Raw genomic sequence first — 12,684 nt, 5'->3', positions numbered from 1 at the left:
GTGGCTACTCAAAAAGGCAAAACGGCGGCCTACCTGCTGTTCCGGGACGTGGAGCGCCAGGACCGGGTTTCGGTGGCGCAGTGTTCGGATTTGAAAGGTAACCAGTGGACACTGACCGACCTGAACAATTCATCGGTGGGCAACTGGGAGCCGAGCTACGACACCGAGCAGTGGCAGAAAAACGGCCGGCTGTACCTGTTTGTGCAGCGCACCGGCCAGGGCGACGGGGAGAAGCTGGAAAAGCTGTCTGCCCAACCCGTGTATATTCTTGAGTGGAAGCCCGGAACCAAACCCGCACCCGGCACGGCTGCCGTGGCCCCGCCCGCAACAGCGCCGCAAGGCAGTGCGCCGGCCGGCTGGAAGCTGCTGTGGGCCGACGAGTTCAACACCAACGGCCGCCCCGACCCCAGGAACTGGAAGTTCGAAAACGGCTTTCAGCGCAACAACGAGCTGCAATGGTACCAGCCCGACAATGCCCGCTGTGAAAACGGTTTGCTGATAATCGAGGCCCGCAAAGAGCAACGTCCCAACCCCAACTACCAGCCCGGTAGCACCAACTGGAAAACCAGCCGCCCTACCATCGAGTACACCTCTTCCAGCCTCAACACCAGCGGCTTGCACGCCTGGCAGTACGGCCGCTTCGAGATGCGCGGGCGCATCAACACCAGCTCGGGTTTGTGGCCGGCTTTCTGGACGTTGGGGGTGGCCGGCGAGTGGCCCGCCAACGGGGAAATCGACATTATGGAATTCTACAAGGGCAAAATCCTGGCCAACGTGGCCTCCGGCACCGCTAAGCGCTACACCGCCAAATGGGACAGTGAAACCAAGCCCGTAACCGATTTTGCCGCCGACTGGGCCAGCCAGTTTCACGTGTGGCGCATGGACTGGGACGCCCAAGCCATCCGCCTGTACGTAGACGACCAACTCCTCAACGAAACCCTGCTCACCGAAACCGTAAACCAGGACGGCACCGGCATCAACCCCATGATGCAGCCCCATTACATCCTGCTCAACCTGGCCCTGGGCGGCGACAACGGCGGCCCCCTCAACGGCACCACCTTCCCCAACCGCTACGAAGTGGACTACGTGCGCGTGTATCAGCGCTAGAACGTCAGATTATAAATCCAGAACGGTGTAGAGACACGCTCCCAGAGGCCGGATAATCGGCCCCGTTGGAAATTAAGGGGAATAATAGCTGCTAAGAACTCGTGGCTGCTACGCGCCGTGCCATAGCAACGCCTCACTGCGGGGTTGATTACGTTTTTTTAGCCCCCGATTGAGTTGCGAAAGAAATGAAAGCATTCTTTGTGGCTTATATCGATAAAAATATTGAAGTAGTTTTTGCCCCCATCCTCCACTCGGACTAGGTGCCTTTGCCATTGGCTGTCGTTGGCTGCTACTGAACTACGTGCGAATCCGTTGAGCCAAACGATTGTCTGCCCCGTCGCGGTGCGGTAGCCCTGATACTGCCGATAATAGGCCGCTAAATGATGTAACATTCCGGGTTCGATACGCGGCTCTGTGCCCCGCGTGTTGCCGCTAGCGACGCACGCCTGCAGGATAACTTCGGCGGCTAGCACCTGCGCGGGGGTGAGTTGAATCGGCTTTAAGCCGGCAGGTGGCGAGGAATCCAGACGGGAATCGAGTAGCACGCCGGTAAAATAGGCGGTTTTCAGTAGCTGATTGCGCGAACTATCCACCGGAGTCAAGGAGTAAAGAGCCGGAGTCGGAAGTAGGTGTCGGGTTTTAGTACCCTGCCAAAAGGCGAAACCGAAGAGTAGATAGGAAAGGATGGCTGCGAAGAGGAATTTAACAGGCATGAGCGAGAATATGGAAACAGGAGCCGGGAAATAACGGCATTCTACCCCCAACTGTTCATTGGTTTTTTGAATGGCTCCAAGGTCTGCTATAGCCGTTTTATCATGTATGCTGTGTGTCAAACGCGCAGCAAATCATGTTGCTGAAAGTAGTGAAACAGCATGATGCCAAGTGACCAAAGCCCCCAAATCAGCAAGCCGAAAATAATAAGTAGGCCCAGCAACGCCCCGGCCAGCAGCCCTCTGCCGCTGCCCTGGTAGCGCCCTTCGGCGTAGTGGCGGCGTAGCAGGCGCACGTTTTTGTCGTTGGCTTTATAGGCGAAGTCGAAGATGTTGCCGATGATGGGAATGGCTCCGATAAGGGTGTCGAGCAGCACGTTGAGCACCATGCGCACTACCACGTTGCCGCTGGCGCCGTGGCGCATCATGGTCAGAATCAGTACGCCCGAAACCGCCAACGACGGAATACCGCCCACGATGGGCACCAAGCCCATAATCGGGTCGAGGCCGAAGCGCCAGGTGGTGCCGGGCACCCGGAACTGGCTGTCCATAAGGCGGGAAACGCTTTCCACCCAGCGCAGGCGGGTATCGGTATCGACGGTAGGAGGAGGCATTTTGAGGAATTGCTTGGTGAGGTACTGGGTATCGGATGTGCTCTGCTGCCCTCTACGTTATTTAGCGCGCAACAGCTATTCCAGCAACCAAACAGCACCTCAACTCAGTAGCTACCCCGTCACTCTTCATCACTTAACGCCCGGTGGGAGCAAGTCAATCAGGCCATCTTCGCTCACAACTACCACCAGGCAAGGGTACTGGCTGCTTTCCACATAACGAAGGGCCGAGTTGTAGCGCGAGCCCCGCGACGAGTCGCCTTTGGCGGTGGCCAGCCCATCGAGGATAGCCCCGATGGCGTAGCAGGTCCCGTTGGGCTCGATGAGCACGGCCCCGTCGATATTAGTTACCAGGCGCAGCACCGAGGGCGTCATCAGGCGCGGCGCCACCCGGAAACTCTGGCGCGTGAGGCGCGCAGCTTCCTGTGCCGCGCCTTCCGAAATGACTAAGATAGTGCCGGTGGGCTGCGTGGTGGCGCTTTGCGTGAGCTCCCACAAATATTCGGTGGTGGGCTCGTCGAGGTAGGGAAATACGCGCTGGGCGGCTTTGGCAAAGTTGGCAGCATCAACACGCCCCTGCGGTAAGCGGGGCGTGTTCGATACTACCTTCATCATCAGCTGGTTGTCGTGGGTGAGTTCCCAGCTGTAGTGCCGGGTGAAGTGCACCGTGAAGATGGGCTCGTAGGCCTGGTCGTCGGGCGCTACCAGGTAGCCCAGCCCGAACACGTCGGTGGCATCGGAAACCAGGGCGGTGCGGTCTTCGCTCAGCTCCAGCAGCTTGCGCACCCGGCGGTGGTCGCGCAGCGGGATGGGGCTATCGAGGGTGAGAACCGGGACAATGGCTGGATGGTGGCGCCGCGCCACTAGCATCGTGCCGATGCCTTCGTCGCCTTCGTGGCGCAGGGCGGCTACCCCGTTGCAGGCATCGTAGAGGCCGTGGGTGCCGGCGGCGGCGCGCAGCATAAAGCTTCGGCCCGCCGCGCGCAGCACCTCGTTGTAGTCCCGGTCGAGCACGGGCCGGTCATCGTCGGTGTCGGATTCGCGCAGGGCCCGGCTGCAATCCTGCAAAAACTCCTGCACCGTAGCGTTTACCAACGACGTTGGCCGGCTGCCCGTGCTAAGCGGAGGCAGAGTATAATAGGCCTCGTAGGTTTCGCGGGAGAGCTGCAACACCACCACCACCAAGTAACCGTACAGGCTGATGGGCAACGAGCAGAAGCTCACCCGTTCTTCGGCCCGCACCTGGCAAATCTGGGTGAGGGTTTGCTGGGTGGCTTGCTGCAACAGGCCGTACCAGCGCAGCTTTTCGTACCGGTCGTGGTCGTCGCGGTGCAGGTGGTACACCACGTCGCGGGGGCCGTCGGGCTCCAGGGCCGCTGCCAAAGACTTCACCCCGGCAAAATCAGTGGGGGAGTAGCGCAACGTGGCCGGCTCCACCACTACGGCCTGCGGCTCGTCGGTTTCGCGGGCCGAGGCCAGCCCCAACAGAAAAACTTCGGGCTTCAGATTACGGTCGAGCAGATTGAAAATGCCATCGGCAAACAACTGAGCCGACACACGAAACAAGCTTTGGTGGTCCCACATAGAAGGGAGCTGGGAATTCGGCAAGAGCGGAGCGGAGAGAGGCGAAAATGGGAAGCTACAACGGCAAGTACGAAAAAACGCCCACCAGGGTAGGCCCTCTTCGGTAAGTTTCCCGACTGATTACCTCAACTTTCAAGTGTAGGCGCGGTTATGAAAGGAAATGAGGCTATAGTTGGGCTTGTGGAAGGCACCTGAAAAGCCTATCTTAGATGGTGTAGTCCCGCCGCTTATGCAATTCTACCTGCTACTTTCCGTATTCGGTTTCCTGGGGGCCTTTTCGGTACTGCCGCTGCTCACGGGCTACTGCGCCGCCAGCTACGGCCGCTCGTTCTGGCGGTGGTTCGCGCTGGGCTGGGTGCTGCCGATTCTGTCGTTTCTAGTGCTGTTCGTACTGATTGCGCGCCGCTACCTCGACCAGGGCGAACGGCTGCTGGAAGAAGCCAAAGAGATACTAGCCGCCGCCGAAGCCGCAGAAGTGAGGCGGTAGTAGGCGGCTACTGAGTGCAGCAAGGCTGCTTCGGAAATGAGTTGGGAATTTGGAAATAGAGAACAGCTTCTACAGCTTTCTAAGCTGCTTATTGGCAATTCGCTCATAGTCAGTTGCTAGGCTGTGCGCTCTAATCCTCGTTCTGTTCTTACCAGCCCTTGTGCAGCGACGAGGCGCGCACAATCAGCTCGGGCTTGAGCACAAGGGGGGGCGGGGTGTAGCTGGGGCCGCGCTTGAGTAGTTGGAGCAACAGCCGCACCGCCGTTTCGCCCATCTGCTCGGCCCGCTGGTTTACCACCGTCAGGCGGGGATGGGTCATGTTGGTGAACGGCTCGTTGCTGAAACAAGCCAGCGCCACATCCTGCGGCACCCGCAAACCCCGTTCATTGAGCACTTCCAGCGCGCCTACCGTCGGAATGGCGTAGGCCCCGAACAGGGCATCGAGGGGCGTGTGCCGATTGAGGAACTGCTCCATGCCTTGCCGGCCGGCTTCGTGGGTCATGGCGGGCAGCGCGTACACCAGGTCGTCGTTGGCGGGCAGGCCGTGGGCACGCAATGCCTCCTGATAGCCTAAGTAACGGTTGCGGCTGGTATTGAGGTGCTGGGGCCCGGCAAAATGCGCTATGTGCTGGCAGCCTTGCTCGATGAGGTGCGTAACGGCCTGATACGCTCCCTGAAAATCGTCGAGCACCACGGCTGTGCTATCTGCCAGGTCGGCGGCTCTATCAAAAAACACTAGCGGTGTGCCTTGCTGCCGCACCTGCTCGAAATGCTGCACCTCTTGGTGCGTAGTGGCCGAGAGGGAAACCAGAATGCCCTCTACTTGCGCGGCCAGGAGCGTGTCGATGTTCTGTTGCTCGCGCCGTACATCCTCGTTGGACTGGCACATCATCACGTTGAAGCCGGCTTGGCTGGCCACGTTTTCAATACCGTTCATGACGGCCGGAAAGAAGTATCCCCGGATATGCGGCACAATTACGCCCAGCGTTTGGCTATGGCCTTTGCGCAAAGCGGCCGCCAGCAGGTTGGGGCGGTAGCTCAACTGCTGAGCCATCTGCCGCACCCGTTCCTTGGTCGCCTCACTAATGCCCGCGTGGTCGGATAAAGCCCTTGATACCGTAGACGTAGATATACCCAATTGTTCGGCTATATCAGCAATAGAGGTGCGTTTTGAAATGGCCATGTACAGGCAACCTGAGAGCAGAAAACGGATTCGTTATACTACGAAACCGTTAGGGTAATATTTTATACTTAAATGTAACAATTATGATTAAAAATAGGCTAAGTAATAGACAAGTGAAGGGTACTTATAGACGTAAAATCAATATTTCACGACAAACCACTTGGAATTTAAGGGCTGTTACTGCCGCATCCACTTAGCAACTCCCTGCGCTGCCCAAGCGCCCGTGCTGAAGCAACCCTGCAATAAATAGCCACCTGTGGGCGCCTCCCAGTCCAGCATTTCGCCAGCTACAAAAGTGCCGGGGCGGCGGCGTAGCATCAGGTGCTTGTCTAGTTCGGGCCAGGCCACGCCGCCGGCGCTGCTTATGGCCTCATCGAGGGGGCGCAGGCGCTGTACGGGGAGCGGTATCCGGCGCAGCAGTTGGGCCAGGGCCTCGGGCGTGGCGGTAGCTTCAGGAGGCGCTACCTCGCGTAGGAGCGTGGGTATTGGGGTGGTAAGACGAAGCTGCTGCCGCAGAAAATCGGGCAGGGAGCGGCCGGCGCGAGGCTTTTGTAGCTTGGTGAGCAGTTGCTCGTCGGAGAGGTCGGGCTTGAGGTCGAGGTGAAGCAGGGCTGGCGGCCCGGCGGCTAAGACCGCGCGCAGGGCAGGAGTGAGGGCGTACACGGGCGTGCCTTCCAAACCGTATTCAGTGAGCATAATTTCACCCCTTACTCGCTGTGAGTTGCAGCTTAACGCAATGTTTTTGAGCGGTGTACGGCCTACTTTGGTTTGAAAAAAAGCGGACCACGCCACTTCCGCGCCGCAGTTGCTGGGCGCAAACGGCACGCACTCCACTCCCAGAGCCTCAAAGGCCGGTACCCAACTCCCATCGGAGCCGGTTTTTGCCCAGCTGGCGCCACCCAAGGCCAGCACGGTAGCATCGGGGCTGATTTCGGACTCGCGGCCCGTGGTTTCGTCGCGCAATAGCAGGCCGGTGGTACCCGCAAAGCCCAGCCAGCGGTGGCGCGTCAGGAGCGTGACGCCCAACTCCCGCAGCCGATTCAGCCAGGCCCGCAGCAAGTCGGCGGGCTTGTGCGCGGCCAGCGGAAACACGCGGTTACTGGTGCCCACAAACGTATCAATACCTAGCGCCGCCGCCCACTGGCGCAAATCCTGGGGCGAGAAATGGCGCAAAAACTCACTGAAAATGGTTTGCTGCTGCCCGTACCGGGCGCTGAACGGGCCGGTATCTTCGGCGTTGGTGAGGTTGAAACCGCCGTGCCCGGCCACCAGAAACTTGCGGCCCACGGTGGCCTGGGCCTCATATACCGTTACGCGGCAGCCGGCTTCGGCAAGGCGTTGCGCCGCCAACAGCCCGGCCGGCCCGCCCCCAATAATTGCAACAGATGAAGGCAACGACATCGAATAACCGGCAGCCAGCCCGAAAAGTGAAACCGTGCAAACTTACGATAAACCGCAGTGCGGCACTGCCTAAGCCGGCTGAGCTGCCAGCCGGGTACCCCCGGTGCGGTGGCCTTTTCGGCGCAGAACCCAGCGGCATCGTATACTTGACGCGTTTATCAAGCCGGCTGTTGCCGGGCGCTTCTTCTGCATGGGTTCCTACTCCATCCTTATCGGCCTTAGCGTGGCCGTTATTCTGTCGTATCTGTTTGATCTGGCGGCCCGCGCCACGCGCGTCCCCTCGGTGCTGATGCTGCTACTCACCGGCATTGCCCTGCGCCAAACCGCCGATTATTTTGACTTTGCCCTGGCTATTCCGCATGTGGTGCTGGAAATTTTCGGCATTATCGGGCTGATTATGATTGTGTTGGAAGGGGCCCTCGACCTTAAGCTCAGCCGCGACAAAGCCCCGCTGATTCGCCGCTCATTTCTGGCGGCGTCCCTGATGCTGGTGGTGCAGGCCGTGGCTATTGCGCTGGTGCTGCAAGCCTACGTGGGGGCGTCGTTTCAAACCTGTTTGGTGAATGCCGTACCACTGTCGGTTATCAGCTCAGCCATTGCCATTCCCAGCGTAGCCAACCTGATGGGCGAAAAGCAGGAGTTCATTGTGTACGAAAGCACGTTTTCCGACATCCTGGGCATCATGCTGTTCAACTTTGCCTTGCAGGACAACTTCGCGCAGGGGGTGTCGGTTATCACCTTCTCGCGCGACGTGGTGGCGGTGGCTATTGTGGCGGTGCTGAGTACGGCGGCGCTGGCTTTTCTGCTGGGCCGGATTCGGCTGCACGTCAAGTTTTTCCTGATTCTGGCCTTTCTGATTCTGCTTTACAGCCTGGCCAAAAAGCTGCACCTCTCGTCGTTGGTGCTGGTGCTAGTGTTTGGGCTGGCCGTGAACAATGCCGACCTGCTACTGCGCGGCCCCCGGCTACAACGCTGGCTGCACCCCGAGCAGCTAGCCGCCGAGCTGCATCCCCTCAAAAGCATCACCGCCGAATCGGCGTTTCTGATCCGAACCTTCTTTTTCCTGCTTTTCGGCTTCAGTATCACGCTCAGCGGCCTGATGAGTGGCACCTTGCTATTACAGGGCCTGCTCATCGTGGGTATCCTCACGGCCATCCGTTACGTGTACCTGCGCTACATTGCCCGCACCGACCTGGTGCCGGAGCTGTTTATCGCGCCCAAAGGCCTCATCACGGTACTGCTGTTTTATAGCATCCCCGACCAGTACCGTATCGGCGAAATCGGCGAAAATATCCTGTTCGTGGTCATTCTGCTCACCGGTATTCTGATGATGATTGGTTTGCAGCTAGCCAACCGCGACCCGGAAATAGGGGAGTACTAGTGGTGAACTAGTGAGATGGTGAACTGGTGAGTTCGACGTTCTAATTGCGCAATCTGCGCCAATGGCACCAATACAACGTCAAACTCACCAGTTCACCATCTCACTGGTTCACCGTTATTCCATTTCCTTGAGCAGCTGCTTGCGGTAGCCGGCCAGGATGGTGGATTTCAGCAGGAACCCCACGTAATGCCCGTGGTCAACGACAGGGAGGGCCGGGACGCCGAGCTGCTCCATGCAACGGAGCGTGTCCAGCAGAGAATCGTCGGTGTTGACGGTGGCGGGCGGCTCGGTCATCAGGTCCCGGACGCGGGTGGTGGTGTAGTGCTGGTCGTCGAAGAGGGCGTCGCGCACGGTGTCGAGCGTGACGACGCCCACCAGTTGCCCGTCTTGGTCGGTTACCGGGAAGATGTTGCGGCTGGCGTGGCGGAAGGTTTGCACCAAGTCGCCCAGCGTATCATCGGGGTGCACGGCCACGAAGTCGGTTTGGGTGAGGTGCGGCACGTCCATTTGGGCCAGCAAACCCCGGTCCCGGTCTTTGTGCATGTACACCCCGCGCTGCACCAGTTTGCGGGTGTACACCGAGTAGGGCTCGAAGTAGCGCGTAATAACGTAGGAGCTGCTCGTAACCAGCATCAGCGGCACGAATAAGGCGTAGCCACCGGTAATTTCGGCAATCAGGAAGATAGCCGTGAGGGGCGCGTGCACCACGCCGGCCAGCACGCCAGCCATACCCAGCACAATGAAATGCACTTCCGGTACCGTAGTCAGACCGCTCATATTGATTAGCCGCGCAAACACGAAACCCAGCAGCGCCCCCGCAAACAACGACGAGCCAAACATGCCCCCGTTGCCGCCCGCGCCCACCGTAATGGTAGTAGCAAACACCTTCAGCAGCATACTGGCGGTGGCCACGGCCAGCAGAATCCACACGTTTTCGTCGCGGTACACCGCGAAAATGGAGCCGTTAATCAGTTCCTGGCCTTTGCCCGCCAGCAACGACTGCACAATGTTGTAGCCTTCGCCGTAGAGCGGCGGAAACAGGAAAACCAGCACGCCCAGCGCCAGGCCGCCCAGCATCACTCGCCGAAAAGCACCCGGCCACCGTTCGAAAAACTTTTCGGAGGCGAAGTACACCCGAATCATGTAAACCGACAGCATGGCCGTGCACAAGCCCAGCGTCACGTAGAACGGCACTGCATCGACGGGCCAGCTGGTGGTAATGAGCACGAACGGCTGCCCCGCAAACAGCGCCTTGGATACCACCGTGGCAGTAGCCGCCGAAATCAGCAGCGGGATGAAAAACGGAGCCGACAACTCGCCCAGCACCACTTCCACCGCAAACAGCACGCCCGCAATAGGAGAGTTGAAGATGGCCGCCACCCCCGCAGCCGCGCCGCAGCCCACCAACAGGCGCCTTTCGCGCGGGCCTACCCGCAGCAGCCGGGCCAAGTTGGAGCCCTGCGCCGCGCCGGTTACCGAAATAGGAGCCTCCAACCCCGCCGAGCCACCAAACGACACGGTGAGAAACGAGGTGACAACCTGTGAGTAAAGCTTGCTACGCGGCACAATGCTGCTTTGGCGGGCAATGTTATAAATAACCGGCCCCAGCCCCCGGCTCAGGTTACCATCCAGAAAATACCGGGTAAACAGCACCGACAGCGCAATGCCGATGATGGGGTACAGAAAAAGGGCAAACACCCGTTTTTCCTCCGGCACCCAGGAATATAAAAATTCCTGCGCGCCATGCACCGAGCCTTTCAGCAGCACGGCCGTCAGGCCGGCCATCAGACCCACCAGAATGCTCACCAGAATCAGGTAGACTCGGTTGTTGATGTGACGTAAACGCCATAGCAACAGCGGACTAAGCAGCCGGTGAACAATGTTTTTGGCCATACCCGTAGGGCAAATGTGAAAACAAATCGGCCAACCCAACTGCCGACTTGCGTACTCTCAACGCATGATACTGAAAAAGTGGTGAAAAGATGAAGGATGACAGGACCGCGCCGCTGGCACATCAAACTCACCACTTCACAATTTCACCACTACTGGGTCAGGCTGGGCGGGGAGTAGCCTTTGTCGATGAGGAGGTTCTTGATGCGCTGCATCAGCTCGCTCTTGGTTTCCAGTGCTCCGCGGCGGTATTCCTCCGACGACGACCAGAAATACACGCGGACGTCGACGGTCGTAGCCCCCGATTTTTCCAGCACCAAGTAGGGCACCCGGGGAGCCTGTTGCTGCACGTCGGGCTGGGTACGCAGAAAGTCGAGAACCAGGTCCCGCACCTGCTCGTAGCGGCCTTCGGACCCATAATCCACCGAAATCAGGAAATCCTGCCGCAAGTCGCCGCTGCGGGTGAAGTTGATGAGGGGTTCCTTGAGCACGATGGAATTGGGGAGAAATACGTGCTTGCCATCGAAGGTGCGGATAACGGTGGTGCGTAGGTTGAGGGCCTCCACGTGGCCGGTCTGGTCCCGAATCTGCACGGTGTCGTTGAGGTGGAAGGGGCGGTTGAAGGCCAGGATGACCCCGGCCAGGAAATTCTCGGCAATGTCCTTGAAGGCAAAACCGACCACGAAAGCCGACAATCCTGCCGCGCCCAGCATGCCCGTTACCACGCCCGAGAGGCCCACTACCTGCATGGCCAGCAACAGGCCCAGCAGCAGGAATACCCAGCGGCTGATGCCGGTCAGGAAATCGGCCAGCAGCGGGTCGTGGGCACGGCCGCGTAGCCGGGTGCCCAGCAGCTTACTGAGCCGGTTGGCAATGAAAACGGCGACTAATAGTAAGACAAGGGCCAGCGCCAGTTTCGGCAGAACGTACAGAAACTGTTGCCAATACGTGCTCAGGACACGGTGCAAATCACGAAGCATAGAAGGACATTCCAGTAAAACCAACAGCCCCGCGGCAGAGCGCCAACGGGGCCGAAAACGTGTTTTACGCGGAAAGTGGCCTGCCAGGTTCCATGCTAGGCCGGCCGGTTCAGCCAGCGCCGGAAGATGAAACCGCCCACTGCATACGCCAGCACATCGAGTGGGTCGGCAGTGGCCCGGCGGTCAAACAGGGGCAACAGCACTTCAAACCACCCCGCAAAAACCACCCAGGTGCTGACAATCCAGGAAGCAGGCAGCACGAAGCTGGGCCGCCGGAAATACCAGCGCCGCATGAAATAGAGTATCAGCGTCAGTTCCAGCGGGAGGGCCAGCAAATCGGCCAGATGAAAGCGCACCGCGTCGGGCAGCGGCCAATGGCTGAACCGTGGCCCACCGTATTTACGCGCTGCCACCAGTAAGTAGAGTAGAGTGCCAACCACAAATACCGGGTGGCGCAGCTCACGCGGCCATTTCACCCGGCCAGCAGCGTTAGAAACCACACCACAAACGACACCAGCGCCCCAAACACCAACTGCCCGCCCTGAATAATGCGCTTCAAGAAGCGGACGGTCGAGCTGTCGTCGGGCTTGATTTCGATGCGCATGAAGGACGGCAGCGGCTCGTTGGCCAGGGCCTCGCGCTCCAGCTCACTGCGCATGCGGGGGGCGTCCAGGTAGAGGCCGCACCGCTCACACCGGTCGTCGGCGCGCTGTTGCCAGCGGCTCCAGAACCCGCAGTGCGGGCACTTCTTGGAGGCAGTGAGCGGGGCTTGTTCCATGCGGCAAAGGTACGTTATCAGTTATGAGTTGCGAGTTATGAGTTGCCCGTTGCCAGTTTCTGGTTGTCAGTTAAATGAACTCTCAACTGGCAACTGACAACTCATAACTCAGCTACAGCTCCATAATATCTTCGTTCCAGAGGGTGGGCTCGGCTTCGATAAACTCGCGCATCATCTCCACGCACTCTTCGGAATCCAGAATCACGACTTCCACGCCGTGGCTTTCCAGAAACTCCCTGGACTCACCGAAGGTGCGCGCTTCGCCCACCACCACTTTCGGGATTTTGAATTGCACGATGGTGCCGGCGCACATATAGCAGGGCATGAGCGTGGTGTAGAGCACGGTGTCCCGGTAGGTGCGCTGGCGGCCGGCGTTGCGCAGGGCGTCCATTTCGCCGTGGGCAATGGGGTCCAGCTCCTGCACCCGCTTGTTGTGCCCGCGGCTTACAATTTCGTTGTTGCGCACCAGCACCGAGCCAATCGGAATACCGCCCTCTTTGCGTCCTTGCCGTGCCTCGGCTATAGCGGCTTGCATGAATTCGTCCATGAGTTTCAATTGCTTAAAAGTTGAA

The 12,684-nt window shown here is 59.2% G+C and carries 13 protein-coding genes; 3 read left to right on the top strand and 10 right to left on the bottom strand.

Annotated elements, in window-relative coordinates; all coding sequences use genetic code 11:
* Window positions 1–312 precede the first annotated feature (312 nt).
* Complete coding sequence (locus J0X19_RS08360; protein ID WP_317194764.1) at window positions 313–1,107, top strand: glycoside hydrolase family 16 protein; 795 nt, start codon at window positions 313–315, stop codon at window positions 1,105–1,107.
* A gap of 158 nt (window positions 1,108–1,265) precedes the next feature.
* On the opposite strand, the gene J0X19_RS08355 is transcribed toward J0X19_RS08360, so the two are convergent.
* The 3 genes from J0X19_RS08355 to J0X19_RS08345 form a co-directional block, all read right to left on the bottom strand.
* On the bottom strand, window positions 1,266–1,820 hold the full coding sequence (locus J0X19_RS08355) for a hypothetical protein (RefSeq protein ID WP_206983801.1): 555 nt from the start codon (window positions 1,818–1,820) through the stop codon (window positions 1,266–1,268).
* 116 nt (window positions 1,821–1,936) lie between these two features.
* Window positions 1,937–2,431, bottom strand: coding sequence for a DUF4112 domain-containing protein (locus J0X19_RS08350; RefSeq protein ID WP_206983799.1), 495 nt, complete (start codon window positions 2,429–2,431; stop codon window positions 1,937–1,939).
* 129 nt (window positions 2,432–2,560) lie between these two features.
* Window positions 2,561–4,012 carry a DNA integrity scanning protein DisA nucleotide-binding domain protein gene (locus J0X19_RS08345; protein ID WP_206983797.1) on the bottom strand — a complete coding sequence of 484 codons (1,452 nt, stop codon included), beginning with the start codon at window positions 4,010–4,012 and terminating at the stop codon, window positions 2,561–2,563.
* A 229-nt stretch (window positions 4,013–4,241) separates the two neighbouring features.
* Here J0X19_RS08345 and J0X19_RS08340 point away from each other — a divergent pair, with 229 nt between their 5' ends.
* Complete coding sequence (locus tag J0X19_RS08340) at window positions 4,242–4,499, top strand: hypothetical protein (protein WP_206983795.1); 258 nt, start codon at window positions 4,242–4,244, stop codon at window positions 4,497–4,499.
* A 148-nt stretch (window positions 4,500–4,647) separates the two neighbouring features.
* Here the strand turns inward: J0X19_RS08340 and J0X19_RS08335 are convergent, their stop codons facing one another.
* Window positions 4,648–5,682, bottom strand: coding sequence for a LacI family DNA-binding transcriptional regulator (locus tag J0X19_RS08335; protein WP_206983794.1), 1,035 nt, complete (start codon window positions 5,680–5,682; stop codon window positions 4,648–4,650).
* A gap of 177 nt (window positions 5,683–5,859) precedes the next feature.
* Complete coding sequence (locus tag J0X19_RS08330) at window positions 5,860–7,083, bottom strand: BaiN/RdsA family NAD(P)/FAD-dependent oxidoreductase (protein WP_206983792.1); 1,224 nt, start codon at window positions 7,081–7,083, stop codon at window positions 5,860–5,862.
* A gap of 190 nt (window positions 7,084–7,273) precedes the next feature.
* On the opposite strand from J0X19_RS08330, the gene J0X19_RS08325 reads away from it, so the two are divergent.
* Window positions 7,274–8,464 carry a cation:proton antiporter gene (locus J0X19_RS08325; RefSeq protein ID WP_206983790.1) on the top strand — a complete coding sequence of 397 codons (1,191 nt, stop codon included), beginning with the start codon at window positions 7,274–7,276 and terminating at the stop codon, window positions 8,462–8,464.
* 114 nt (window positions 8,465–8,578) lie between these two features.
* Here the strand turns inward: J0X19_RS08325 and J0X19_RS08320 are convergent, their stop codons facing one another.
* From J0X19_RS08320 to J0X19_RS08300, 5 genes are all read right to left on the bottom strand, one after another.
* Window positions 8,579–10,357 carry a chloride channel protein gene (locus J0X19_RS08320; RefSeq protein WP_206983788.1) on the bottom strand — a complete coding sequence of 593 codons (1,779 nt, stop codon included), beginning with the start codon at window positions 10,355–10,357 and terminating at the stop codon, window positions 8,579–8,581.
* Between the two features lie 149 nt (window positions 10,358–10,506).
* On the bottom strand, window positions 10,507–11,334 hold the full coding sequence (locus tag J0X19_RS08315) for a mechanosensitive ion channel family protein (protein ID WP_206983786.1): 828 nt from the start codon (window positions 11,332–11,334) through the stop codon (window positions 10,507–10,509).
* 95 nt (window positions 11,335–11,429) lie between these two features.
* On the bottom strand, window positions 11,430–11,834 hold the full coding sequence (locus tag J0X19_RS08310) for a hypothetical protein (protein WP_206983783.1): 405 nt from the start codon (window positions 11,832–11,834) through the stop codon (window positions 11,430–11,432).
* Window positions 11,807–12,112: a hypothetical protein gene (locus J0X19_RS08305; protein ID WP_206983782.1), complete on the bottom strand. Its 306-nt coding sequence runs from the start codon at window positions 12,110–12,112 to the stop codon at window positions 11,807–11,809. The genes J0X19_RS08310 and J0X19_RS08305 overlap by 28 nt, the downstream gene beginning before the upstream one ends.
* A 112-nt stretch (window positions 12,113–12,224) precedes the next feature.
* A complete protein-coding gene (locus J0X19_RS08300) occupies window positions 12,225–12,659 on the bottom strand; it encodes a nucleoside deaminase (RefSeq protein WP_206983780.1) in 435 nt (144 codons plus the stop codon).
* Window positions 12,660–12,684: the final 25 nt, after the last annotated feature.

It is taken from the genome of Hymenobacter telluris (assembly GCF_017313265.1).
GTDB classification, from domain to species: domain Bacteria; phylum Bacteroidota; class Bacteroidia; order Cytophagales; family Hymenobacteraceae; genus Hymenobacter; species Hymenobacter telluris.
This window is presented reverse-complemented; position numbering and strand designations above follow the sequence as displayed.

Excerpts from the sequence above, each read along its gene's own strand:
- J0X19_RS08355 (WP_206983801.1), bottom strand. The coding sequence starts at position 1,820 with ATGCCTGTTAAATTCCTCTTCGCAGCCATCCTTTCCTATCTACTCTTC.
- J0X19_RS08350 (WP_206983799.1), bottom strand. The coding sequence starts at position 2,431 with ATGCCTCCTCCTACCGTCGATACCGATACCCGCCTGCGCTGGGTGGAA.
- J0X19_RS08345 (WP_206983797.1), bottom strand. The coding sequence starts at position 4,012 with ATGTGGGACCACCAAAGCTTGTTTCGTGTGTCGGCTCAGTTGTTTGCC.
- J0X19_RS08340 (WP_206983795.1), top strand. The coding sequence starts at position 4,242 with ATGCAATTCTACCTGCTACTTTCCGTATTCGGTTTCCTGGGGGCCTTT.
- J0X19_RS08335 (WP_206983794.1), bottom strand. The coding sequence starts at position 5,682 with ATGGCCATTTCAAAACGCACCTCTATTGCTGATATAGCCGAACAATTG.
- J0X19_RS08330 (WP_206983792.1), bottom strand. The coding sequence starts at position 7,083 with ATGTCGTTGCCTTCATCTGTTGCAATTATTGGGGGCGGGCCGGCCGGG.
- J0X19_RS08325 (WP_206983790.1), top strand. The coding sequence starts at position 7,274 with ATGGGTTCCTACTCCATCCTTATCGGCCTTAGCGTGGCCGTTATTCTG.
- J0X19_RS08320 (WP_206983788.1), bottom strand. The coding sequence starts at position 10,357 with ATGGCCAAAAACATTGTTCACCGGCTGCTTAGTCCGCTGTTGCTATGG.
- J0X19_RS08315 (WP_206983786.1), bottom strand. The coding sequence starts at position 11,334 with ATGCTTCGTGATTTGCACCGTGTCCTGAGCACGTATTGGCAACAGTTT.
- J0X19_RS08305 (WP_206983782.1), bottom strand. The coding sequence starts at position 12,112 with ATGGAACAAGCCCCGCTCACTGCCTCCAAGAAGTGCCCGCACTGCGGG.
- J0X19_RS08300 (WP_206983780.1), bottom strand. The coding sequence starts at position 12,659 with ATGGACGAATTCATGCAAGCCGCTATAGCCGAGGCACGGCAAGGACGC.